The following is a 24,319-nucleotide window of genomic DNA, read 5'->3' as shown; positions in this document are numbered from 1 at the left end:
TCTGTCCTAACAGGCGGCTCGAAAGGCACGATGAAGGGCAGAGAGGGTCTTCTCAATGTCCTCGTCGGTGTGGGCCAGGGAGAGAAAACCCGCCTCAAACTGGGAAGGGGCGATGTAGATCCCCTGCTCTAAAAGGGCCCAGAAGTAGCGCCGAAAGGCCTCGGTGTCGCTCCTTTTTGCCGAGGCGTAGTCCATTACCGGCCCGGAGGTGAAGAAGGTGCAGAACATGGAATCCACCCTGGTGAACGAGGTCGGGGCACCTGCCGTGTGGGCGATCTTATCGGCCTCAGTGCAGAGGTAAGAGGCCTTCTCCTCTAGACGTCGATAGGTCCCCTCCTCCCTCAGAAGCTTCAAGGTCTCTATCCCCGCGGTCATAGCCAGGGGGTTTCCAGAGAGGGTCCCGGCCTGATAGATCCCCCCTGCCGGGGCCAGCTCCTCCATAATCTCCTTCTTCCCGCCGAAGGCCCCCACTGGCAGTCCACCGCCGATGATCTTTCCGAGGCAGGTGAGCTCTGGCATCACACCATAGAGCCCTTGGGCTCCAGACCACCCCACCCGAAAACCGGTGATTACCTCGTCAAAGATCAAGACGATTCCCTCTTCATCACACAGTTTCCTCAACCCCTCGAGAAACCCCTCCTGTGGGGGGATCACCCCCATGTTCCCGGCAATGGGCTCCAGGATAATGCAGGCGATCTGGCCGGAGTTGGCCAGCACCAACCCCTTGACTGCATCCAGGTCATTGAAGGGGGCAAGCAGTGTATTGCGCGCATAATCATCTGGAACCCCGGGGCTGTCCGGCATCCCAAAGGTAGTAGCTCCAGAGCCTGCCCGCACCAAGAGGCCATCGGAGTGACCGTGGTAGCAACCCTCGAACTTGATGACTTTATCCCTCTTTGTATAACCCCTGGCCAAGCGAATGGCGCTCATCACCGCCTCGGTCCCGGAGTTGACCATCCGCACCATTTCCACTGAGGGGACCGCCTCCACAACGAGGGAGGCGAGCTCCACCTCCAAGGCTGTGGGGGCCCCGTAGCTGGTTCCCCTCCCAGCAGCAAGCTGAAGGGCCTCCACCACCCGGGGGTGGGCATGTCCCAGGATCATGGGACCCCAAGAGGCCACGTAATCGATATATTCCCTTCCATCCACATCCCAGATCTTTGACCCCTGGGCCCGCTGGATGAAGAGGGGAGTGCCCCTCACTGCCCGGAAGGCTCGCACTGGGCTGTTCACACCACCTGGGATATATCTCTTAGCCTCCTGGAAGAGCCTTTCCGAATCCTCCATCCTTCGATCCCCCTTTTACCTCAAGCGACGCAAAACCACCCCCCTCCATCCTCAGGGTGGCCTACGTAATCTACCACGTTAGCGAAAATCCATCAATGGCAAAAGGAGAAAAATGGCCTCCATGTGGTTTTGTAAGCCCCTTTCTTTTTTCAGAAGCCGGCTAGCTGTACAGAAATTTTCTTGACATACTAATCTCTTCTTACCTAAGATGCTGCAATAAAAGGATTTCGAAAAAGTAAAGACATTGTAGAGAGGTATTTTGATGGGAGAAAAAGAGGGATTGAAAGCTGATAAGGAGGGTAATGAGAAATAACAAATAAAAGGAGGGATGAAGATGAAAAAAAGAATACTTTCAAGTTTAGGCATTTTATTAGCAGTTGTTATTGGTATTTTTGTCTTTTCCAGCTCGAGCATTGCCGTCGAATTTTCTGCAGACATGATCCTAAAACAGCGTGGAGAGACACTCACAGGCAAAGTCTATGTTAAAGGAGACAAGATAAGACAAGAATTTTTACAAAGAGGGGAAAAACAAGTGATAATTTTACGGATGGACAAAAATGTTGTCTGGAACCTGATGCCGGAGGAGAAGATCTACATGGAGATGTCGAGTCTCGGGGGTGCAGCGAATGACCCTAAAATAGAACAGAAAATAAAGGACATGGCCGAAAAAAGATATCTCGGCAAAGAAAAAGTAAGCGGATATGTTTGCGAAAAATATCAGTATATCTACCATGATAAATCTACGGGCACTGTGACCCAATGGTTTTCGAAAAAGCTCAACTATCCAATTAAAGCAGAACATAAAGCACCATCCCATTACATGTTTACTGAGTACAAAAACATAAAAGAAAAGAAGGTCCTAGATTCTTTATTTGAGATACCGGCAGGATATAGAAAGCTTTCAATGTAGGTTGATAATTAGTTTATGCCTTTGGGCTTAGGTCTTGATGGATTGTCGTCCAAAGGTGTTTTTGCAATATGTAAGGAATCTGAATCTTATTTCACTCCCGTCCAATCTTCCTTCACTGAGGGGAGAAAAATATTTTCCTTCTTGAATCTTGTTGATATTCGGGGTTTAGTTTATAAAGAAAAAAATTTATTGTATATAAATCGTAATTAGTGTATAGTTAACATCAAAATAAAAAGACCTCCCTTTTTGGATATCGGTTCATCTGAGATACCTATCTTTTTCATCCATTAGGAAGGTGAAAAAGGGATCAATGATGAAGATTCTTTTGATTTATCCAAAGTACCCCGACACCTTCTGGAGCTTCAAACATGCCCTGAAGTTCATCTCTAAAAAGGCATCCTTCCCCCCTCTGGGACTGCTTACTGTAGCCGCCATGCTCCCCAGGGAGTGGAAAAAGAAGCTTATAGATATGAACGTAAGGCCCTTAAGCGATGAGGCCCTCCAATGGGCTGACTATGTCTTCATCAGCGCCATGGCCGTCCAGAGGGAGTCGGCAAGAGAGGTGATCAACAGATGCAAAAGGATGGGGGTCAAGACAGTGGCGGGGGGTCCCCTCTTCACTGCCGAGCGCGAGGAGTTTGAGGATGTAGATCACCTGGTCCTCAACGAGGCCGAGAAAACCCTTCCTCCATTTTTGAAAGACCTAAAGAATGGATATGCCCGACATATATACACCACCCGTGAATGGCCGGATCTAAAAGAGACCCCTCCTCCACTGTGGGGACTCCTCGAGATGAAAGCATACGCCGCCATGAACATCCAATATTCCCGGGGTTGCCCCTTCAACTGCGAGTTCTGCGACATCATCGTGTTGAACGGACGGGTACCCCGGACAAAGGACAAGGGACAGATAGTGGTTGAGTTAAACAGTCTGTATGACCATGGCTGGAGAGGAGGGGTATTCTTTGTTGACGATAATTTCATCGGGAACAAGAAGAAGTTAAAGGCGGAGATCCTGCCGGCCATAATTGATTGGATGAAGGAAAAGAATTATCCCTTTTCGCTCTTCACCGAGGCATCCATAGACCTGTCTGACGACGAAGAGCTCATGAGATTGATGGTGGAGGCGGGGTTCGACACGGTATTTGTCGGTATTGAGACCCCTTATGAAGAGAGTTTGGTCGAATGCAGTAAGCTTCAGAACAGAAACAGGGACTTGGTGGCCTGTGTAAAAAAGATCCAGCAGCACGGCCTTCAGGTAACAGGGGGATTTATCGTGGGTTTCGACCACGACCCCCCTTCCATCTTTGAGAGACAGATCAATTTTATACAAAAGAGTGGGATTGTCACTGCCATGGTGGGTCTGCTCAATGCCCCGCGTGGGACCCGCCTCTATAAACGCCTGCGAAAAGAGGATCGTCTGTTGCATGAAATCTCGGGTGATAACACCGACTGCTCCATAAACTTCGTCCCCAAGATGGGTTACGAAACGCTCGTCGATGGCTACAAAAAAATCATGAAGACCATCTATTCCCCGAGACATTATTATAGGAGGATCAAGACCTTTCTCCATGAATATAGGCCTTCCAACAAACAGCCTTCCTCTTTTAGTTTTGCCTACCTCAAGGCATTTTTGAGGTCCATGTGGCTCTTGGGGATAGAGGGAAGGGAGAGATTTTATTATTGGAGACTCCTATTTTGGACACTGGTTAGGCATCCACGATCCTTCCCCCTGGCCGTTACCTTCGCCATCTATGGATTCCACTTCAGAAAGATCTTCGAGGGGCTCTTGTGGGTGTCCAAGGAGAAGGGGCTCGCATAAGGTCTTCCCATTTCATCGGTCCGAAAGAGACTATACCCTGGGGACAAAATGGATGAGTTGAGGGGCAAGATCGCCCAGGTGGTGATGATGGGGATCGATGGACTCATCCCCTCGAAAGAGGTCAAAAGACTTATCGAAAGGGGAGTAGGGGGGATCATCCTCTACGCCCGCAACTGTCACAATCCATCTCAGGTGGCTGAGCTGATCCGGGAACTTCAGGAGGCCGCCCTCTCCAGGGGGCTGAAAATACCATTGTCGGTGGCCATTGATCAAGAGCACGGCCCGGTAACCAGGATCAAAGAAGGGGTCATCCCCCTCCCCAGCCCTTGGGCAATGGGCAGAATAGGGGATTCGGATCTGGTGCGCAGGGCGGCACGGATCACCGGGAGGGAGCTGGCCTTAATAGGGATCAACATGAATTTGGCCCCGGTGGCTGATATCCTTCTACACCCGCAAAATCGAGTAATCGGCACCAGAAGCTTCGGCAAAGATCCCCAGTTGGTGGGCACAATGGTGGCCGCCTATATCGAGGGGCTCCAGGGGGAAGGGGTGGCTGCCTGCGCCAAGCATTTTCCGGGCCACGGGGCCACTGAAACGGACAGCCACCAAGCGCTCCCCACTCTTGAGAGATCCAGGGAAGAGATGGAAGGGGCCGAGCTGATCCCCTTCCAGAGGGCTGCCCGCTCAGGTGTGGCCGCAATCATGACCGGACACCTCCTCTGCCCTGCTCTAGACCCCGAGCGCCCAACCACCCTGTCCCCCCCCATCATTCAGGGCCTGCTGCGCCAGGACCTCGGATTTGAGGGTGTGGTGATCTCCGACGACCTTCTCATGGGGGCCCTCTCCCAATGGGGGCCCTTGGAGCAAAGGGGTGTCGAGGCCCTGAAGGCGGGCGTGGACCTTTTATTAGTGGGTGGGGAAGAGGTCGATGGGCTCCTGGAGACCTTAGAGAGGGGGGTTGCTACAGGGGAAATCCCCCAAGCGAGGGCCGCTGAGGCCGTATACCGGATCTTGAGGCTAAAGGAGCAATATCCCTATAGAGGCTCCGGAGACTTGAGGGAGCTGAGGCAAGAGGAGGATCTAGCCTTCTCCCAGGAACTCTTCCAGGGGTGAAGCATGAAGAGGGTGATCCTGGGGATTGAGAGGTTTAGAGACCATACCCCCCCTTGGTTGCAGAAGGCGAGGATCGGCCTCTTGGTCAACCAGGCCTCTGTTGACCCATCCTTCAGGCACACCAAGGAGGTCTTGGCTGAGCTGGCGGGGAGGAATCTCAGGGCCCTCTTTGCCCCCCAGCATGGGATCAGGGGGGAGGCCCAGGCCAACATGGTCGAGACAGAGGACGAGGTCGATCCTCATCTGAAGATCCCCATCTACAGCCTCTATTCCTCCCGCACCCGGACCCCTACTGAGGAGATGCTGGAAAAGATCGATTGTCTGCTCGTCGATCTGCAGGATGTAGGGGCCAGGATCTACACATTTGCCACCACCATGGGCCTCTGCCTGGAGGCAGCTGCCAAGTATGGGAAGAGGGCGATCGTATTGGATCGTCCCAACCCCATCGGGGGAGAGCAGGTGGAGGGGAACCTCCTCAGGGAAGAACTTCGTTCCTTTGTTGGCTACTGCCCCCTGCCCATGCGTCACGGTATGACCATGGGGGAATTGGCCCTCTTCTTCAACGGGGAAAATAAGATAGGGGCGGAAATAGAGGTAATAACCATGGAGGGTTACAAAAGGGAGTATCTCTTCTCCCATACCGGACTACCTTGGGTAAACCCATCCCCCAACATCCCGGCACCCAATACCGCCATGGTGTACCCCGGCCAGGTCCTCTTGGAGGGAACCAATCTATCGGAAGGGAGGGGGACCACCAAGCCCTTCGAGTTCTTTGGGGCCCCCTATATAGACCCCCGCCCTCTGAAGCAGGGGTTGGAGAGAAGGGGACTTGCTGGAGTGATCTTCAGGGAGATCTCCTTTATCCCCCAGTTCGACAAATGGAGGGGACAACCCTGCCAGGGGCTCCAGTTGCATGTGACCGACCCTGAGGCCTTTAAGCCATACTATACGGCACTCGCCATCATCCAGGAGGTCATAAAGAGATGGCCTGAAGAGTTCGCCTGGCGTCCCCCTCCTTATGAGTATGAATCTGTCAGGCTACCATTTGATATCATCACCGGCGATGAGGATATCCGTAAGGGGTTAGAGGGGGGAAGAGACCTGGATGAGATGGAGAGCACCTGGGCGAAGGGGCTGGATGGTTTTATGACGATAAGGGAGAAGTATCTTCTCTATTAAGGCCCTATCCTTTTCTCCTTCAGAAATGCCAGCCCCTTCAGAACCTCCTCTCCTGTCGCCTGAGGATGGATCTCCATGATCTTTATCGCACCATCCGGGAGATACCCCTTCACCATCCCAAAGTCGATCTCCCCCTCCCCTGGTGGTCTATGATCGTCTACCCCAAGGGCGTCATGCAGGTGGACCCCCACCAACCTGGGGGCATATAACTGCAAGAGCTCTTCATGCCCCAGTATCCCCAAGGTCTCCAAGGTGGCGGCATGGCCGGTATCGTGCCAGTAGCCGATGGGGCCGCCGCAGAACTGCTCAAGGATGATCCCTATCTCCTCCTTATCGGGTATCTCCTGAAGGTAGTAGCGGTTTTCTATCCCCAGGGTCACCCCCAATCTCTCCGCCCTCTTCAAGATCCTCTCCAAGCTGAAAAAGACGGCATCCAGATGAGGTTCCCTCTGGCGACCTCGCTCCTCCATCTCCCGCTGTAGCAGCGGTTCTCCTTCCCCTTCCCATCTTCCCTCCCTATAGAGCTCCTGCAACCCGTCCTTTGGTAATCCCGTCTCCACCATGCCCAGGTGCAGGACCACGGCCTGCGCCTCCAGGTCGTGGGCGACCTCGAGGGTGCGGGAGGTGTAGGAGACCCCCTTCTCCCGCTCCTCCCTATCCAGCGATGAGAGGGAAAAGCAGTCCCCGCTCGCGCGCTCAAGGGGAAGGATATCAGGGACGGGAAAGTAGTTATGGATGCTCAATACCCGCAGTTCATGGGCCCTGAGGCGGGGGCGGATCTCCTCATAGAGCTGCTGCGTGATGCGATATTCCAGCTCCACCCCCTCAAATCCCAAATCGAGGATGGGCCCTAGAAGTTCCTGACCAGATTGGGCGTCCCGGGAGGTCCAGACCGTGGACAAGCCGATCACCCTATGGCCTCCTTCCAAATCTCGTGGTCCTTCAAGGCCCTCTCGGCCATACGCCTCCTCTTTTCCCTTCTGCGCCCCCTCTCTGCTAGGGGAGGAAAGAGACCGAAATTTATGTTCATGGGCTGGTAATCTCTGACGTAGGTATTGGTAATGTGTCCCACCAGGGCCCCCAAGGCCGTAGTCCTCGGGGGTGTGATGATCCCCTGGTTGTTGAGGTAACGTGCCGCGTTGATCCCTGCCAAAAGCCCCATGGCCGCCGACTCCACATAACCCTCCACCCCGCTGATCTGACCGGCGAAGAAGACCCTGGGATCGCTCCTGAGTTGCAGGGTCTCCTGCAAGAGCCGGGGGGCATCGATAAAGGTGTTGCGATGTAGGCTGCCATAACGGACAAATTCCGCCCTCTCCAACCCTGGTATCAGCCGAAAGATCCTTTCTTGTGCATGATACTTCAGCTTGGTCTGAAACCCCACCATGTTGTGCAGGGTCCCCTCTCTGTTCTCCTGTCTGAGCTGCACTACGGCAAAGGGTTGTCTTGCCGTACGCGGCTCTACCAATCCCACCGGCTTCATGGGGCCGAAGGCGAGGGTATCATCTCCCCTCTCTGCCAGATCCTCGATCGGGAGGCAACCCTCAAAGGGCATGGCCTCCTCAAAACCCCTCAGGGAAACCTTTTCACCCCTTCTCAAGGCCTCCACGAAGCGATAATATTCCTCCCTGTTTAGGGGGCAGTTTATGTAATCATCTCCCCCCTTACCATATCTGGACCCCTTAAAGGCAATCTCAAAGTCGATGGACTCCGCCGTTACGATGGGGGAGATGGCGTCGTAGAAGTAGAGGTGACGGCTATGGGTCAACCCCATAATGGCCTCAGCAAGGGCGCTGGAGGTGAGGGGGCCGGTGGCAATGATTACCACCCCCTGCTCAGGGATGGAGGTCACCTCCTGTCTGATGATCTCGACCTCCTGCCTGGCCTCCAGGGCCTGGGTGATACGGCTGGCGAAATCCTCCCTGTCCACGGCCAGGGCACTTCCGGCAGGGACCCTACTGTTATCCGCCGCCCAGATGATAAGAGAGCCCAACCTGCGCATCTCCTCTTTGAGGAGGCCAGGGGCGCTGTCCAGGGCATCTGACTTGAGGGAGTTGCTGCAGACAAGCTCCCCTAAGAAGGGGGAGCGGTGGGCCTCCGAGAACCTCTTCGGCTTCATCTCATAGAGGGTCACCGTTGCCCCCCTGCGCGCCGCCTGCCAAGCCGCCTCACACCCGGCCAACCCTCCGCCGATGATCAGAAGTCGGCCTTCACGTATTCCCTTTATCCTATTCACGGTATTTCGCTTGACCACTGGAATCCTTGAATCCCCTCAGTTCTACCAATTACATGAGGGAAGATCCAAAAAATATTATGCCTCATCTACCATCATGTCAACATATCCCTTCCCTTTTATGGAGGAGTTGGGATAGATTTATAGGGGAGCTTAGCTTAGCACAACCATGTAAAAATGAGGTCATGAAAAGATGAATCCCAAAATCTTAGTCCCCTTTTCGATTATTGTGGTTATTGGGATAGGTATTATCTACTTACACCACTGGTTGACCCTCTCCTGCCCGTCCTTTCAGGGGGAGGCGAATGTGAGGGGACTGAAGGCCCCGGTGGAGGTCTACAGGGACTCCTATGGAGTACCCCATGTATACGCCCAAGACCCCCATGACCTCTTCCTCGCCCAAGGGTATGTCATGGCCCAGGATCGCCTCTGGCAGATGGACTTGCTGCGCAGGCTAGGGCAGGGGAGGTTGGCGGAGGTCTTTGGGGAAAAGGCCCTAGAGATGGACCTCTTTGCCCGGACAATAGGGCTGGGGCGGGAGGCCAAACGTGACATAATGAGCATCTCCACCGAGAGCAGGATCGCCTTAAGGGCCTTCTCCAACGGTGTTAACGCCTTTATCGAAACCCACCAAGACCGTCTCCCCCTGGAGTTCAGGCTCTTGGGCTATCGGCCCGGACCCTGGCGTCCGGAGGACAGCCTGGCCATCAGCAGGGTCATTCTCCTGATACTGGCCAGAAACGCTGCTTCAGAGATCTTGCGGGCCCAACTCTCCTCCTGTCTAGGGACGAACAAGGCCGCAGAACTCCTGCCTCCATATTGCCCAGTTCACTTCCCCCCTGATCTGCCGGATGTAATCCACGGGAAGTCTTCCTTCTCTGTGATTGGCGGAGGGAGCAATAACTGGGTGGTAGATGGGGTAAAGAGCACCACTGGAATGCCTCTGCTGGCCAATGACCCCCATCTAGGGGTCTTCCTCCCCTCCATCTGGTATGAAAACCATCTGGATGGGGGAGGATACCGAGTAATAGGTGTCTCCTTTCCCGGGACCCCTGGCGTAGTAATCGGACACAATGAGAGGATCGCCTGGGGGGTGACCAATATGGAGGCCGATGTCCAAGACCTCTATTGGGAGCAGGTCTGCTCCCATGACCCGTATCTCTATCTCTACAAAGGAAGGTTGGAGAAAATGAAGGTGACAAAAGAGGAGATCTGGGTGAAGGAAAAGAAGGATCCCATAATATTAGAGGTACGCCTCACCCGCCACGGGCCCCTAATCGATCATTTGATCCCTGGGTTGGTACAACCCCTGGCCCTGCAGTGGACCTCTTTCGAGGAATCATGCGATGAACTGCAGGCCTTTTTAATGCTCGACAGGACCCAGGACTGGAAGGGGTTCAGAGATGCCCTGAGTCACTATCAGGGGGCACCTCAGAACTTCGTCTATGCCGATAAGGATGGGAACATCGGATACTGGGGGGCAGGGAGGATACCCATCAGATCCTCCGACTTCGGACTGTATCCCGTAGATGGCGCATCGGGGAAATATGATTGGGTGGGGTATATACCCTTTGAGGAACTTCCGCATCTATATAACCCCCCAGAACACTTCATCGCCACGGCCAATAACAACCCCCTCGGGGACCATTATCCCTATTATATTAGCCTTGAGTGGGCGCCCCCCTTTCGCATCCAGCGGATCACGAAGCTCCTACAGGCAAAGGAGAGACTTTCCTTGCTGGATTTTCAGGAGATCCAGGCGGATGTCCTCTCTATACCCGCCCGGATCCTAACCCCTTATCTCCTCAAACTGGATTCTTCCGATCCCCGCATCCAAGAGGCTCAGTCCTATCTTCGGGATTGGGACTTTCGTTTCCCCGTCGACAGCGTCCCCGCCACCATCTACCAAATGGCCCTGCTGCACCTTTTGAAGAAGACCTTCGGTGATGAGTTGGGGGAACTCCTCCCCCAGTATCTCGAGATCCGCTATGGCCTCCTTAACTCTCCCCACCAGAGGGGGGTTGAACTCCTCGTCAAGATCATCGATGACCCCATAAGCCCATGGTTTGACGACATAAGTACGGGAACCCAGGAGGGCAGAGACGACATCCTCTTGCGCAGCCTGCAGGATACCCTGGAAGAATTGGAGAGGAGACTCGGCCCAGAAATGAAGGACTGGAGGTGGGGGAAGCTGCATAGATGTCTTTTTAGACACCCCTTCGGGGAGAGGTGGCCTTTGAATTACATCTTCAATCTCCCACCCGTGCCCCTTATGGGGGAGAAATATACGATAAACCACGCAGGATTTGACCCCGCCCACCCCTTCACCGTGAACACCATCGCCTCCTATCGCCAAGTCATCGATCTAGGTGATCTCTCCCGCTCGGTGTGCGTTCACCCCCCCGGCCAATCTGGCCATCCCCTCCACCCCCACTATCGGGATCTCCTCACCCTTTGGTCTAAGGGGGAATATCACCCCATCTATTTTTACAAAAGGGATGTCCAGGCCCATAGTCCCCACCTATTGCGCTTGATCCCCCAGAACAAAGTAGATGATGAAGAACAATGAGGATGTCTAAAGCATCCCTCGCAAGGTCTCTACTGCCATTTTGCGGGCCTTTTTTACCCCTCTGATGAGCTTCGGAGAAAAGAAGCGGGGATGCCAATTCCCTCCAAAGAGCTCATCCGAGACTACCAATAAACCCCCTACCTTTATCCCCTGAGCCATCCCAAAGGCAAAAAGGGCGGAGAGTTCCATCTCTACCCCCAGAACCCCCTCTTCTTGATACCTCCCTACCTTGCCCCTTGTCTCCCGATAGATGGCATCGGTAGTCCAGATCTTACCCTGATGGTAGGGGACCTTGTTCTTCTGAAGGATATCCACGATAATGGCCTGGATCTCCTGGTGGGGCTGGCTGGTAACACCTGGGGGGAGATAGTGGAAGGATGCCCCCTCCTCCCTTATGGCCTCGGTGGGGATGACTATATCCCCAACCCTCACCCTCTGCTGCAGGGAGCCACAATAGCCTAAGAAGAGGGCCTTCTGCATTCCAAAGGAAGCAAGCTCCTCTGCTAGGGCTACGGCATTGGAAGCACCAAAGGGGGAAAGAGCCAAGGTCACCCTTTCCTCTCCCAGGTACCCCCGGTATACCTCCCTGTACCCCTTCCACGGCTTCAGAAGCTTCCCCCGTAGGGTCTTGGTCAAGGCCCTCAGGTCATGGGGTATGACGGTGATCAGGGCACAGGCTTCCACCTGCAGGGCCTCCTCACCAATCCACCTATGGGTGAGGTTTTTCACCATCTCTTTGGGGGTGACCAAGGGTCCCCCTCCAGGGTCGAAGAAGTCCATTTTTGCGGGGTTAATCGCTGCTGGAGAGGAAGGAGGGGAACTCCGGTTTGGGGGTGGCTTCGCCCTTTGATGCCTCCAGCTCTTTTCCCATCCCTCCCGCCTCTTTTATCTGTCTCCTGAGCTCCATGCGGAGTTTTATGTTGGTCAGCATCCCCCCTATTGCCCCGATGATGACCCCTAACAGCACGGCGGCCAACACCACGGTGAAGAGGGGGGCGCTAAAGGAATCTATCAATCCGTAATAGTGGATCTGCACCTCTTCCATATTTTGCAAGCAAAAGGTGACGGTGAGGAAAAAAAGGAAGACGATGAGGACGGCCTTTAATAACCTCATGACCTAAAAGTCCTTAAAGACCTGGTAAAGCCGATCATAGGTATCCTCCAGGTGCTCGGGGATGACACGCGTCTCAGCCAGGACCGGCATATAATTGGTGTCCCCTTCCCATCTGGGGACGATGTGAAAGTGGAGGTGATCCTCTACCCCTGCCCCTGCCACCTTCCCCAGATTGGCCCCGATATTGAATCCATGGGGGGAAAGAACCTTCTTTAAGAGAAAGACACAGCGCTGGATGGTGGAGATCAGATCGTTCATCTCCTCTGCCCCCAGATCTTCCAGGGATTTCACATGGCGCTTGGGGGCGATCATCAAGTGTCCGTTATTATACGGATACTTGTTCAACATGACGAGGATATACCTCCCCCGGTGGAGGATTAGACCTTTACGGTCATCTCCTACTTGCAGACTGTTGCAAAAAATACAGCCGTCTTCCTTCTCATTCAATATATACGATATCCTCCAAGGGGCCCACAACTTCTGCATCTGTACATCTCCACAACAACATCTTTATGTTATCCATGAAGATGGGAAAAGTCAAACCCTTTCTCCCCGTTAGCTCCAAGAGGAGGTGTTCCAGGGAAAATGACGGGGGTCGTGAGGTAAGAGGATTACTTGGTGGCCCTCTTTCAAGATATCCAGCAGTTTCCTCAGCTCTGCAGGCGTTCTGGGTCAAAGTTCACAAAGGAGCTTATAAGATAAAGAGGAGCTTGATGAAACCTAATATTTTCAGGAGTCAAGCAAATATTCCTTGAACTTCGACGTAGTTAATGGCACCGCTATCTATATTTTTCTTTAAAACATCTTTAATTTCCCCTTTTGCACTGAAGTATATTACTTGCCACCCCCACCCAGAAATCCTATTAAGCATCTCAATTTGTCTTTGCAATCTATCTGGATCTGCTTTTACAAAGGGATCATCCATGATGAAGAAGCCTTTCTTGCCTTTTAAGATCTTTTCTCCAAGGGCAAGTCGAATAGAGAGATATAATTGGTCGTAGGCACCTCCGGATAGTTTTTCCGCTTCTAATATTACTCCATCCCTGCGCCTAACCGCGATTTTTCCCCTCTCTTGATTGAAGAGTACTTCTTCATAAAGCCCGTTTGTTATTCCGTTAAAATATTTCGAGATAGGACTATCTTTACCAAAGAGCTCAGAAACCTTTTCCTTTTCTTCTACCTCTATTTCTTCAAAAACTTTCATGACTTTTAAGACAGCATCTTTATTGGTTTCGTTTTCATTTATGAATTCTTGCAACTCATTCCTCACTGCGTCTAAATCTACAGATGTTTTGCAATGCAAGTAATTTGCTTCTAATTGTAGGACCTTATTTGCATCTCTTTCTATGTCTTCAAGATACTTTTGCAACTCCACCATCTTATCATTTAACTTGGCCAGTTTCGTTTGCGACGCGACTTTCTCTTCCTTCAATTTTGAAACGGTGCTTTCATCGTATTCGATCTCTTTAGATTTATTCTGATACTCTTCAAGCGCCTTAATTTCCCGATCCCAGTAAAAAATATTCTGCCCCAATGTTTCGCCCTTTGTCCCCAAGAGGTTCAGTAAAATACCTCTTTCCTCCCCTAATGACTTCTCATATTGCTGTTTTAATTTAAGTCCCTTACTGTAATCATCCCAAGATTCGACTCGTGATTTTCTTCTTATATTATCTATTTGCTCTTGTGCATCTTTAATCCTCTTTTCTTCGCTTGGTATTGTTTTGTCCTGTAATTCCACAATCCTATCTTCTAAGTTTTCCTTTCTCCTCGTTATTTCCTGTATCTCATCAGCCTTCTTACTGTGTTCTTCTTCAAACTGCTGTATATTGGAATTAATCCCTTCGATGGTCTCGGCACTCAATTCAAATTTGGAAAGGGTTAATTTAATTCTTTCGAACGCTCCTGCCAGCCAAGCCTTATCTCGTACAAATTGGAATTTAGGTATTAATAAAACTATGGTCGAAATAAAAAATAGTGGGCCCAAAATGTAAAATGGTAACGATGGCCTGAGGGTGAGCCCGAGTAATGATACCCCGAGTAATATTGCAGAGATTATCCATAACCTGGACCATAACCTGCTTCTTTGCTCTTTTTGTGCCCACTCCCCACGCTTAACCTCGTAGAGGTTCAATTCGGTCCTAACTTCATCCAATCTTTTCTTTCTTTCTTCAAAGATTTGAAAATCTCTTTCCTTTTCCCTTAAATTTTTGTCGGTTTCTTTGAGTTCTTTCTCAGTTCCCCTAAGTTTTGTAACTAAATTTCCTTTTTCTTCCTTGTGGCTTTGGATATCTCTTCCACAATCTCTCCATAATTGCTCATCATCCTCATTGTAAAATTTCAGCTCGTTCAATTTGTCTAAAGCTTCCTTGAGCTTATCCAGCGCTTCGTTTCCTTTTTCATATTTCTCTCGTTTTCGGGCATCCTCAAGGCGTTCAATTTCTTGCTCAATTCTCTCAATCTCCTCTCTCTGCCTTACCGACTCTTCTTCAAGTTCATCAAATTTTTCTTCTTTAACTAACCCCTGCAAATCATCTATCTTTTCTATTACCGTGTGGGCATTCTCTACCTTGGATTTTATGTTCCCAAAGTCCTCTCTATCTGAGAGACCAGCGCTACTATCTGCTCGTGTAAGTCTTCCCAACTCCTGAAGTTTCTTCTTTATAGAGGAAATCTCTTTGGTTCTTAAGCCCGTAAGTCGATCTGTCACATGAGTATAAAACTCACCTTCAGAGTAAATAGAGAGGTCGCTATTCCTTATTATGAAAATATTACGGCATTCTGAAGAAGTTAGGCCTGTAAAATTTGTTAAATTCCCTTTTTCTGGCAGTTTGATTTCTTTGCCTTCATCGCCTTCTATAATTACATAGCCTTCTGGATTTTCCTCTACCCGATCTATGTATTCAAAATCTCTAATATTTCGCCCCAATAATAACTTTACTAAAGCATCTATCGTGAGGGTTTTCCCATCTTCGTTTTTACCAAAAAACAGATTAAAATTGTGTAAAGAAATTCGCCCAGTATTCGGTAAAGGGCCATATCGCATTACTGAAAATTCCTTTATTTCCATGACCGTGCCTCCATCATTGCTTTAATTGCTATATCACGCATTTGTTTTTTCTTCTCTTCATCGTAATCGGTTCGTTCAAGTTTTTCTACGAAGCTTTTAAATAAGTCATCCTCAAGTATCGTTTGTATGTCCTTGAATTCATAATGTGGCTTCTCGGCACATCTGTGTACAACAACCTCTTCTATTTGTTTTACAAGCTCCGTCTCGTTCATTCCGATAGCTTCACCATTTACGAATCCTTTAACTGTTAGAATAGTCCTTGCCTCTGGGTGAAGATTATTAAAACATTTTTCCACAGCCTCTATGGGCTTTTTGTCTTTAAAAGGATCGAATTCTATAACCACTTCTTCAAAATGAGGAGTATCAAGAGGGTATTCCTTGGGTGGCTTTCCCACTTCAAAGATATTTACTTTCCTCTGCCCTGTCTCTCTTTTAGTTATCGAAATAGGAGACCCTGGGTAAACAAAATATCCCCCATTTTCTAACCTCCGGACATCAAAGCGTGAATGGAAATGACCTGCAAGTACATAATCGATTTTTAGATCTTTAAAGTAAGCTAGCTTAACCGGCATATACCTTTCTTCACCCTCGTTTCCAAAATCTCTCCTGGAAAAGAAAGTATCAAGCAACTCCCCGTGATAGAGCAGGATATCTTTTTTACCAGGGGTCAAATTATGTGCCAATGAACGGAGTTTGGTAAGGATCTTTTCTCCTTCTATCGGCTCAAAAGGAATTCCCCATATCTTTACATCCTTATATTCAAAAGGACTGTTTAAATCTGTCAGGGTAACTGTATCCTCGCCAAAATACATACCACCTGTATAAGAGTCCATGTCATGATTTCCGGGTATAAGGACAATTTTAAAGCCATTGTTGGAGAATAGCTCCCGTATTTTGGGCCTGAGGTCTTCAGCATCAATGCCCTTATCAAAGAGGTCTCCACTTATCACAAAAATTTCGATCTTTTCTTCCTTCCCGATTTCAATTAGTTTTCGGAGGGCCTTCCATCTCTCGTCTTCATATCCCTTTAAATGTATATCTGCTGTATGGAGTATTTTCATTTTATTTCATATCTCTCAAAGGTAGTTTCGAACAATACTAGCGGCTATGACACAACTACCATAAAATTTTTTCCATAATTTTGTTAAAAATATTATAAATTATATACAGTATTCGAAGGCCATCATATTATCGAGAAAATATCACTATAAGGGGGGACAGTGCAAGACCTTTCCGGATTACAATGTTTTTTGGCCCTACTTCAGGGGACTTTGTCCCCTGAAGTAAGCTCGAAAGAGGGATTGAAGGTGTAAGGCGGGTCCGACATCTCCATTGACTCTGTCATCGGGCTTTGGTAGCTTTGTTATGCAATGATACCTATTCGAGATACCAATCGGTCTGAAACTTATCCTATAATCAACAACCTCATCATCGCGGTCACCGTATTGGTTTTCTTCATAGAGTTGTTTCAAGGACAAAGACTTAAGGAATTCATCTATATTTACGGGCTTGTCCCCGCACGGTACAGTGTGCCGCAGATTTCGGCACACTTCACCAACGGCCAGCAGGTGCTTTCTTTTCTCACCTTTATGTTTTTGCACGGCGGTTTCCTTCACTTGCTAGGTAACATGTGGTTTCTCTATATCTTTGGCGACAATGTGGAAGACCGGCTTGGACACTTCCGCTATCTCGCCTTCTATCTGCTGTGCGGATTGGCTTCGGGGGTCTCACACCTCGCTCTCAACTGGCATTCTCAGATACCCACCATTGGTGCCAGCGGCGCCATTGCCGGCGTGATGGGGGCCTACCTCATACTTTATCCCAGAGCAAAGGTGCTGGCCCTGGTACCTATCTTTTTCTTTCTCTATTTTGCAGAGGTTCCCGCATTCCTTTTCCTCGGTGTTTGGTTCTTGTTTCAGTTTCTGAGCGCTGCAGGCACCTCAGGGAAGGCAGGAGGCATTGCCTGGTGGGCCCATGTTGGTGGATTTATATTTGGCATCATCTTTTTGAAACTCTTTGAGATGCTACCTGAAACGAGTGCGGACAGAAAGGTTCGGGGCGTGACCAAGAAACGCACAACGCCACGGCTCCAGGTGATCCGTCCTGCCGGCCGTGGCGATGACCCAAATATTTACGGGGTTATCTCTGTGAGCGAGCGTGAGGCCCGCTTGGGGGCGCGCAAACTGATCAGTGTCGTCCACGGTCTCAAGAAAAAGTCCTTTCTCTTGACCGTACCGCCAGGCGTCTCAGAGGGAACCACGCTCCGACTGAAAGGGATGGGGCAACAGACATCTGAAGGTGTCCGCGGGGACCTCTATCTAAAGGTGGAGATAAAGGACTAGGCTGCGGCCATATAAGGATTTTCGTGTGGGGAATAGGGATGACGCCCCCCTCTTCTGACACGATTAAGAGGTCTAACAGAATGAAAAGACCCATTTTCTATGGTTACGTCATAACTGGAGTTGCCACCGGCATCATAACACTGTCCTGGGGAGCCGCATATAGCTTCGGATTGTTTCTCGAGCCATTAATTAATGAATTTGGCTGGACTAAGGCGGCGATTTCAGGCGCCTATTCCGTCTCCTTGGTCTTACACGGGTTCCTGTACATTGTTGCCGGAAGGCTGAACGACCGATTTGGTCCCAAGGTAGTTGTGGGCGGCTGGTCCTATCGTGGCTGGCTATCTATTTGATGTAACTGATGCCTATACGTTTGCCTTTTTTGCCTGTGCTGCTCTTGTAACAGCGAGTTTTGTCTTGGCAATAATCCTGCAACGAGGTCAATGATACTGTCTGCGTTTTTGCTGAGAAGCTTTCTTACTAAGGCCATTTCCAATAAACGGGCTCGGATGGACGAAGTTACCTTTGGGAGCAATTTTTGCCGCAGTTATACTAGCATAAAATACTTTGGATGGACAGATGGGTTGAAGAGTGATCTTGGAGAAGGGCAATGCTCAATGTGCTTTCCCCCAATTCAGGGAAATTGTATCTCCCCGTGCGGAGAATTGACTTCCAATGAAGTTTCCTCTATCCTCGTAACAATTGGCCTTGTTTTTTCGGAGGGAATAAAAATAAAGGACATCAACGACAAAAAACCGGAAAAGGACAACGCCGAAGAGGTACACGTCTCCTCCGATCGGGGCCCGGGAGATGACCTGAAAGCCGAGGAAAAAGACTCGAAGGCAGGAGAAACGCCACCGGAACTGCATCCCCGCCCCAAATCTTAGCTTCCCCAAAAAGGCGCTCCCCAATGCGTGTTGCCCTCATCTGTGCCGGCTTGGGGATTTTAGCACTGGCGGTCTTCATCGTTATGAAACCAGAGGTAAAAAAGTCCCAAAGCGTTAAGGTGCGGATGAAGTATCCCACTGTACCCACTGAGAGGAAAGAGAAGCCTACTACTCCAGGGGCTGTCGAAGAGAAGGGGAGGGAAGAGAAAGGGGACAAAGTTGCTGAGGTAGAGGAGAAAAAGCCCGAGATTAAGCCAAAGGAGGAGGGAAAACCCCAGATTGCCATTGTTGAAGAGCCCAAAGGTCGGGCTATACCCGAGTGGAAACTTCCACCAGGCAGGTATACCGTAAACGTAGGGTCCTTCAGGAAAAGTATTAGGGCTGAACGGTTAATGAACGAATTGAAGAAGAAGGGTTACAAGACCTTTGTCACGGAGGCCACTATTCCCCAAAAGGGAACTTGGTATCGGGTCTCATTGGGCCGATTTCCCACTCGGGGAGAGGCTCAGGCCTTTGCCCGGGCATTGAAAAAGAAGGAAGGGATAGATTCCTTTGTGAGAGAGTTAAAAGAAGCAAAGAGGTAAAGCAGGAACAGCGCTCAACGGCAAATTACCGACTGCTTTGCATTGGATCAAATCCGATTCCACAATAAATAATCTAATCACTCAGTATTAACTTTTCTACGGCATTTTTTATATCAGCGATTTTGTGCTGATAATCGACGATTTTCCTTTGCTCTTCTTCTATCTTTTTTGCATAATTTCTTATCATTCAGTCGTAATTTTCTATAACATAGTAAGAACGTGAACCATAAGTCTTGTAGTAACCCCACATATCATGTTTTCGGTCTTTCAACTTTGCTATTTTTGCTTTGTATTGTTTGATATTTTCTCTCAATTTATCAATATTGATCTCATAATCTTTAATTATTTTTCTTAATCTATTTTTTTCTTTCATCCTTTCTGATCTTGATATGGATGGGCTTGTGTGACGGGTGGGCTCAGGACCTCCAATTTTATTAACTGGAGGTCCTGTGAGTACTTCGGCTCCTTTGTCACTGGGAGGGGTATCTGAGAAATGCATCACACCCTTTTCATCAACCCATTTGTAAATTTCCGCTTCTGTAAGGGATTGTAAAGAGAAAATGATAAAAATAAAGAATAATGAGCTCAGAATAGTTAATATCTTCTGCCTATCGGACAGATTCATCTTCATGGTAGGGCTTAATTTCAGAAAAAAAGCTTCGGATCAATCCTGAAACCCGTTATTATCTCCCTCTTTTTATTCTCCTCCATGCCCAGGGCGCAACAGGATAAGGATCACTCCACAACCCAACCTTTTACGCCTTCGCCTCTTCCTCAATTTCTGTTAGCGTCTGTTTTTGGGTCAAGTCTTCATCTTCTTCTTGAGCTATATTCCTTACGAAACTCTCCCACTTTTTTCTATCTTCAATTTCCATTTCTTCTAGGAAGACCCCTACCCTGAAATAATATAATGTCTCTCTTGAGCCAAAGTCATACCATATAACCCTTCCTATCGCTCTGATCCTTTCACCTTTTGGAGGTATCTCTATGTCCAATTCTACCCCCTTTTTATCCAATACTAGGTAAGGAATCAGATTTAAGGATTCCTCTCCTTCTTGTAGTTCTATTGATAGGCCCTCAAGAGAAATATTTCTAGTTTCCGCATTTGCAGGTGGGGGATAACCAAATACCCCCAACAGCCTCATACTCAATGGAATAGGGACTTCAAGTCTTTCAAATTTACGCCGCTTAACCATTTGGCTTTCCTACTTATAACAACAAAATGAATTTTAAGACGTAAATAATAATTATCAAAACTATGAAAAGATTTCAACCTCTCTGCCGTTATCCTCCTCTGTTTATCTTCCTCCCTTCCCACGGTGGACCAAGATGGGGATCATTCTACAACCCTATTCCTTTGCCCTGGCCTCCACCTCAAGTTGTGCTAACTCCTTATCTTTCAAATAACGCTTGTAATACCGTGCAAGCCCCGCTCTCAGGAGTTCCTTATTGAGGCAGACCCCATCAGCAAATTATCACATGACAATGGCTCATGATTCATAGCTCATAGCTATCCAAATCATAACTTGATACCCTGTTAGGCAGGATATTCACTTTGTCCAAGGGCAAGGGCTGAGACCACATTTTTGGCAAGGATAAGCAGGTTAACCTCAAAGGTGACAAAAAGAAGGATCTGATCTCTACTGTAACCCCTAAGTCGAACCAAAAATTATCCTTACTCACGCTTGAATCAATAACGATAATGATTAAATTTCTATTAAGGGTAGTTGAACTGAAAAGGGAGGTGGCAGATATGACAAGGATGTTAAGATTGGTACCAAGGACAGAGAGTTTTCTGTCCTTAATACCGGAGATGGATGTACTTGGCTGGTTTTTCAATGACCTTGAACTTCCAGAGCTTTTCGGTAAGGAGAGGGCGTTGGTACCTGATTTTGATATATCTGAAACAGAAAAAGAATATATGATTACCGGTGAAATTCCCGGAATAGATGTGAAGGACCTTGATGTAACGCTTTCAGATGGTATCCTTACCGTCAAAGGGGAAAAGAAAGAGGAAAAGGAAGAGAACGGTGAACATTACCACCGGGTCGAGAGACATTACGGTTCATTCGAGCGCAGCTTCCGAATCCCCGAGAATGTGAAGACAGAGAAATCAAAGGCAACGTACAAAGACGGCGTCTTGAAACTCACCCTGCCAAAGGCTGAGGAGAGGAAGGCCAAGAAGATAGAGGTCAAGGAAAATAAGCCAAGAAAAAAGAATAAACCCCAACAGAAGGCTAAATAACCTCACTGCTCAAGGGCATTGTTTCAAGGTAATATGGTTGAAACAATGCCCCCCTTTTTTATGCATCTGCTGAAAAATCATGCTGATTGTTGCAATTTATAATAATACCCACGCTCAGACATTAAAAAGGCCCCTTGGGGGGTAGGTTTATCGCATCTATTTTGTAGGATTGTCCCTGATTTTCTAAATCAAATGTCAACGGGCAGACCCCAATTCCCTCTTCTTTATTATAGCTTCGGCTCAACCTGTTGCTTTTCTTTCTCCAAAAATATCTCCATAAGTTAAATAAGACCCTAATCTCACTATTAAAAAGAGAGCACAAAGTATCAGTGTAACGTCAATATATGCCCCTAACCTGAAGATACCAAAAAAACCAAAATAAAGAGTGATTAGGGCGACGGTTGCCTCCAATATTACTGACCTCGGCTTTACAGTGAGAGCGATGAACCCACAAATAGTGACCATTGTGGGACAGTTTACAACCCCCAAGGGTGAATATACCAATGCATTTAACCAAACCGGACTTTCCACCCAATGCAGGTACCAGAAGCCAAACACCATCCCTATAATTCCAAAAATCAGGTTGACCGGCGCTATGTTTTTCAGCTCAAACTTCAGTTCCTTTTTCAAATAGGAATTCACTGTTAGCACAAAGAACAGTGCGAAAATTATGATATTAGGAACTATCATGTATTTTATTGAAATTATAGTCACAGAAAGAGATAGGAAGGCAATAAATATAAAAAATAGAATATTTCTGATTTTTTTGAAGATCAGTCCAAGCACTATGACCGCCAAAAACAGTAGGTGAACAATAAAGGAAAAGATTTTTACCTCACTGGAGACATCCATCAGCATGCTGGTAATCTGTTGAGGTGTTCTCATAAAAGTCATGCTAAAAATAGATAGAAGCAGTAACCCAAGAATAATCCATTTGATGAGATTTTTCATAGTTTTTACCTCCATAAAGTGAAATGATTAAGCATCAAAAGATATATCCCTTTTGTGTCCTCTGAAGCCAATTGCATGTAACGTGTTTATATCCGCACTTCATATATCAAAATCTGGAGGATGCGTCAAATGCAGATATACCACCTAGAGCTTCCTCCTACGCCCTTGAAAGAATGGGAAACGATAGTAGGAGGTGAGGGAAGATAACTCAAAAAACAAGACCTGCCCCCATCAGCATTTCTCAAACGACTGTTCCCTGTGTTTTAGGCCATGATTTACTTGCATAGCCACGGTACAGGACACTGATACGCGAGATTACCTTTTATCATATTAACCATCCCCGGGCAATAAAAAGGCCCCTTTAGGGGGCTGGTTTATCAAATATATTTTATAAATTTGACCCAATAGTCATCTATGCAAAAGGCCTATCAAACCTCTTTTCAAATGCGTTGTTTGCCTTTAACTTCTTATCCCAGTAGATATTCGGCAGGCCAAGAGAAAGCCCAATTTTGAAAAATACTTTCCGTAATGCTGATAAAAGTTCAGGTTTGGAAAGTTTGTTTATTAATTGGCCGTCAAATTTTCCTGCCTTTCCATAAGCTTTTCCCAGTTCATAAATGCGATTAAAAATCTTCCTGGTCACAAACCGTGGCATTGACGGAGTCGCCTCAAAACCACCTCTTATAATGCAGCCTGCATAGTGGCAGTTTAGCCTCCCAGCAAGTTTCTTAAGATAGCGCTCAACAAACCTGCTGTGATAAGCTTCCGGAAATCCGCCCTGCACCATGAAACCAATACTTGGATTATCCTGCTTTCCACATAAAGGTCGAAGGCTTTCAATGAAGGATTTTACAATCCCGGGCATGCAGTCAATATAAAGCGGAAAAGCCAGTATTACATGACTGGCATCCTTAAACATATCAACAAGTTTCCCCTCATCTTTATTATCAACGATATATTCTAGTTCATAGCTATTGCCTTCCGTTTCCATAAAACCCTTTAAAAAGTGTTCGACAAGAACAGATGTATTACTTTTCTTGCCCTTTGGTGAACCATTAAATATTGTTAATTGCATCAGATACCTCCTGCACTGGAACGTCAATCTGCTTTATGAAAAGGCATGATGACTTAAAGTCAAGAGCAGCACGCGCAAAAATATCTCTCACTATTTCAATATCCTCGCTCTCAGTGTCATCTTCCTTTTCAATTATCAGGCCTATTGGGGGATATTCTTTGTCATATCTTCTCATATGATGGCATTCCTTGTTATCGACCAGCTCTATATAGGGCAGGAGAAGCGGAATAAGCTTATCCATAGCAATTTTTAAAACAGCACTGGGAAATCCCATGACCAGAGGTGCAGCATACAGCACAAAATCAGAATTTATAACCTCTTTACAAATATCGTGTGAATCATCTTTGAAAATACACTGACCAGGTGTCTTTAGCCAACAACCAAAACATCCACGACAATGCCGTATTTTCATATCCCTCAGTTTGAAATGAACAATATTGTTATCGGATGATTCCAATGATTTAATCAGGTCATCCAGGTAGGCATCGAACTTTTGATTATCTGGATCAGGATTCCCATTTAAAATTGTTATGTTCATATTTATACTCCTTTGGATAAAAAACTCTTATTCGAAGCTTCAGCAGATATTCACCCCAATTAATGCGGCAGATTGCGTAATAAGAACAGGGGCAAGGTATTGCTTTTTGAGTTTTCTATTTAGACCCATTGTGACTTTGCAAATGAAATGAAAAAATTTTTAAATATATGAGATTACCTTTTATCATACTAACCATGCCCGGGCAATAAAAAGGCCCCTTTGTGGGGCTGGGTTGACAGGTGTGTTGTGGAGAGTTGAGCCTGGTTTTTCTCAAGTTAACTGTCACACGTCAACGGTCTGTTGCCCAAAAGCCAATTTAAGATCAGATTTCATCAAATTAAGAAGATATAAGTCAAAAACCTGACCTATCCCAGGTTAAAAGCAATATGGAGTTTCACCCAAAGCC

At 47.9% G+C, this 24,319-nt stretch carries 24 protein-coding genes; 11 read left to right on the top strand and 13 right to left on the bottom strand.

The genetic code is table 11. From position 1 onward, the window contains the following. Positions 1-6: 6 nt before the first annotated feature. Positions 7-1,287: a glutamate-1-semialdehyde 2,1-aminomutase gene (gene hemL, locus JRI46_04130; protein ID MBW2038771.1), complete on the bottom strand. Its 1,281-nt coding sequence runs from the start codon at positions 1,285-1,287 to the stop codon at positions 7-9. 334 nt (positions 1,288-1,621) lie between these two features. Here hemL and JRI46_04125 point away from each other — a divergent pair, with 334 nt between their 5' ends. The 4 genes from JRI46_04125 to JRI46_04110 all read left to right on the top strand — a co-directional run bounded on the left by JRI46_04125 (position 1,622) and on the right by JRI46_04110 (position 6,311). Continuing rightward, complete coding sequence (locus JRI46_04125; protein MBW2038770.1) at positions 1,622-2,197, top strand: DUF4412 domain-containing protein; 576 nt, start codon at positions 1,622-1,624, stop codon at positions 2,195-2,197. A 313-nt stretch (positions 2,198-2,510) separates the two neighbouring features. Then, positions 2,511-4,019 carry a B12-binding domain-containing radical SAM protein gene (locus tag JRI46_04120; GenBank protein MBW2038769.1) on the top strand — a complete coding sequence of 503 codons (1,509 nt, stop codon included), beginning with the start codon at positions 2,511-2,513 and terminating at the stop codon, positions 4,017-4,019. Between the two features lie 48 nt (positions 4,020-4,067). After that, the gene (gene nagZ / locus JRI46_04115; protein ID MBW2038768.1) at positions 4,068-5,132 is read left to right on the top strand and encodes a beta-N-acetylhexosaminidase; all 1,065 of its coding nucleotides are present in this window, start codon (positions 4,068-4,070) and stop codon (positions 5,130-5,132) included. A 3-nt stretch (positions 5,133-5,135) separates the two neighbouring features. After that, complete coding sequence (locus tag JRI46_04110) at positions 5,136-6,311, top strand: DUF1343 domain-containing protein (GenBank protein MBW2038767.1); 1,176 nt, start codon at positions 5,136-5,138, stop codon at positions 6,309-6,311. On the opposite strand, the gene JRI46_04105 is transcribed toward JRI46_04110, so the two are convergent. Together JRI46_04105 and trmFO are read right to left on the bottom strand one after the other, a co-directional pair. Then, positions 6,308-7,222: a sugar phosphate isomerase/epimerase gene (locus tag JRI46_04105; protein ID MBW2038766.1), complete on the bottom strand. Its 915-nt coding sequence runs from the start codon at positions 7,220-7,222 to the stop codon at positions 6,308-6,310. The genes JRI46_04110 and JRI46_04105 overlap by 4 nt on opposite strands. Then, positions 7,219-8,529 (bottom strand): methylenetetrahydrofolate--tRNA-(uracil(54)-C(5))-methyltransferase (FADH(2)-oxidizing) TrmFO, encoded by a 1,311-nt coding sequence (gene trmFO, locus JRI46_04100; protein ID MBW2038765.1) that lies wholly within the window; start codon positions 8,527-8,529, stop codon positions 7,219-7,221. The genes JRI46_04105 and trmFO overlap by 4 nt, the downstream gene beginning before the upstream one ends. Before the next feature lie 208 nt (positions 8,530-8,737). On the opposite strand from trmFO, the gene JRI46_04095 reads away from it, so the two are divergent. Further along, the gene (locus JRI46_04095) at positions 8,738-11,113 is read left to right on the top strand and encodes a penicillin acylase family protein (GenBank protein MBW2038764.1); all 2,376 of its coding nucleotides are present in this window, start codon (positions 8,738-8,740) and stop codon (positions 11,111-11,113) included. A gap of 6 nt (positions 11,114-11,119) precedes the next feature. On the opposite strand, the gene JRI46_04090 is transcribed toward JRI46_04095, so the two are convergent. From JRI46_04090 to JRI46_04080, 3 genes are read right to left on the bottom strand one after another with little or no spacing between them, the layout of a single operon-like run. Then, positions 11,120-11,863, bottom strand: coding sequence for a nucleoside phosphorylase (locus tag JRI46_04090; GenBank protein ID MBW2038763.1), 744 nt, complete (start codon positions 11,861-11,863; stop codon positions 11,120-11,122). A 40-nt stretch (positions 11,864-11,903) separates the two neighbouring features. Further along, complete coding sequence (locus JRI46_04085; protein ID MBW2038762.1) at positions 11,904-12,227, bottom strand: LapA family protein; 324 nt, start codon at positions 12,225-12,227, stop codon at positions 11,904-11,906. Between the two features lie 3 nt (positions 12,228-12,230). Then, positions 12,231-12,713, bottom strand: coding sequence for an HIT domain-containing protein (locus JRI46_04080; GenBank protein ID MBW2038761.1), 483 nt, complete (start codon positions 12,711-12,713; stop codon positions 12,231-12,233). A 41-nt stretch (positions 12,714-12,754) separates the two neighbouring features. On the opposite strand from JRI46_04080, the gene JRI46_04075 reads away from it, so the two are divergent. Then, the gene (locus JRI46_04075) at positions 12,755-12,982 is read left to right on the top strand and encodes a hypothetical protein (GenBank protein MBW2038760.1); all 228 of its coding nucleotides are present in this window, start codon (positions 12,755-12,757) and stop codon (positions 12,980-12,982) included. Here JRI46_04075 and JRI46_04070 read toward each other — a convergent pair. Continuing rightward, the gene (locus tag JRI46_04070) at positions 12,964-15,294 is read right to left on the bottom strand and encodes a hypothetical protein (GenBank protein MBW2038759.1); all 2,331 of its coding nucleotides are present in this window, start codon (positions 15,292-15,294) and stop codon (positions 12,964-12,966) included. The two genes, JRI46_04075 and JRI46_04070, sit on opposite strands and share 19 nt — an antisense overlap. Further along, positions 15,285-16,355 (bottom strand): DNA repair exonuclease, encoded by a 1,071-nt coding sequence (locus JRI46_04065; GenBank protein ID MBW2038758.1) that lies wholly within the window; start codon positions 16,353-16,355, stop codon positions 15,285-15,287. Before JRI46_04065 ends, JRI46_04070 begins: the two co-directional genes overlap by 10 nt. Before the next feature lie 309 nt (positions 16,356-16,664). On the opposite strand from JRI46_04065, the gene JRI46_04060 reads away from it, so the two are divergent. The 4 genes from JRI46_04060 to JRI46_04045 all read left to right on the top strand — a co-directional run bounded on the left by JRI46_04060 (position 16,665) and on the right by JRI46_04045 (position 19,104). Continuing rightward, positions 16,665-17,636: a rhomboid family intramembrane serine protease gene (locus JRI46_04060; GenBank protein ID MBW2038757.1), complete on the top strand. Its 972-nt coding sequence runs from the start codon at positions 16,665-16,667 to the stop codon at positions 17,634-17,636. 80 nt (positions 17,637-17,716) lie between these two features. Then, positions 17,717-17,986 carry a hypothetical protein gene (locus tag JRI46_04055; protein ID MBW2038756.1) on the top strand — a complete coding sequence of 90 codons (270 nt, stop codon included), beginning with the start codon at positions 17,717-17,719 and terminating at the stop codon, positions 17,984-17,986. Positions 17,987-18,142: 156 nt separating this feature from the next. Beyond that, the gene (locus tag JRI46_04050; protein ID MBW2038755.1) at positions 18,143-18,520 is read left to right on the top strand and encodes a hypothetical protein; all 378 of its coding nucleotides are present in this window, start codon (positions 18,143-18,145) and stop codon (positions 18,518-18,520) included. Positions 18,521-18,543: 23 nt separating this feature from the next. Next, positions 18,544-19,104 carry an SPOR domain-containing protein gene (locus tag JRI46_04045; GenBank protein ID MBW2038754.1) on the top strand — a complete coding sequence of 187 codons (561 nt, stop codon included), beginning with the start codon at positions 18,544-18,546 and terminating at the stop codon, positions 19,102-19,104. Between the two features lie 187 nt (positions 19,105-19,291). Here the strand turns inward: JRI46_04045 and JRI46_04040 are convergent, their stop codons facing one another. Together JRI46_04040 and JRI46_04035 are read right to left on the bottom strand one after the other, a co-directional pair. Continuing rightward, the gene (locus tag JRI46_04040) at positions 19,292-19,729 is read right to left on the bottom strand and encodes a DUF4124 domain-containing protein (GenBank protein ID MBW2038753.1); all 438 of its coding nucleotides are present in this window, start codon (positions 19,727-19,729) and stop codon (positions 19,292-19,294) included. 130 nt (positions 19,730-19,859) lie between these two features. Next, positions 19,860-20,300 (bottom strand): PilZ domain-containing protein, encoded by a 441-nt coding sequence (locus JRI46_04035; GenBank protein MBW2038752.1) that lies wholly within the window; start codon positions 20,298-20,300, stop codon positions 19,860-19,862. Between the two features lie 617 nt (positions 20,301-20,917). On the opposite strand from JRI46_04035, the gene JRI46_04030 reads away from it, so the two are divergent. Continuing rightward, complete coding sequence (locus JRI46_04030) at positions 20,918-21,349, top strand: Hsp20/alpha crystallin family protein (protein MBW2038751.1); 432 nt, start codon at positions 20,918-20,920, stop codon at positions 21,347-21,349. 240 nt (positions 21,350-21,589) lie between these two features. Here JRI46_04030 and JRI46_04025 read toward each other — a convergent pair whose 3' ends face one another. From JRI46_04025 to JRI46_04015, 3 genes are all read right to left on the bottom strand, one after another. After that, the gene (locus JRI46_04025) at positions 21,590-22,300 is read right to left on the bottom strand and encodes a hypothetical protein (GenBank protein ID MBW2038750.1); all 711 of its coding nucleotides are present in this window, start codon (positions 22,298-22,300) and stop codon (positions 21,590-21,592) included. 412 nt (positions 22,301-22,712) lie between these two features. After that, on the bottom strand, positions 22,713-23,375 hold the full coding sequence (locus JRI46_04020; protein MBW2038749.1) for an NAD(P)H-dependent oxidoreductase: 663 nt from the start codon (positions 23,373-23,375) through the stop codon (positions 22,713-22,715). Further along, positions 23,356-23,913 (bottom strand): flavodoxin family protein, encoded by a 558-nt coding sequence (locus JRI46_04015; protein ID MBW2038748.1) that lies wholly within the window; start codon positions 23,911-23,913, stop codon positions 23,356-23,358. Before JRI46_04015 ends, JRI46_04020 begins: the two co-directional genes overlap by 20 nt. Positions 23,914-24,319: the final 406 nt, after the last annotated feature.

This window comes from Deltaproteobacteria bacterium, from assembly GCA_019308925.1.
GTDB lineage: Bacteria > Desulfobacterota > B13-G15 > B13-G15 > RBG-16-54-18 > JAFDHG01.
Note: the sequence above shows the minus strand (reverse complement) of the source record. Positions and strands in the feature narration are given on the sequence as shown.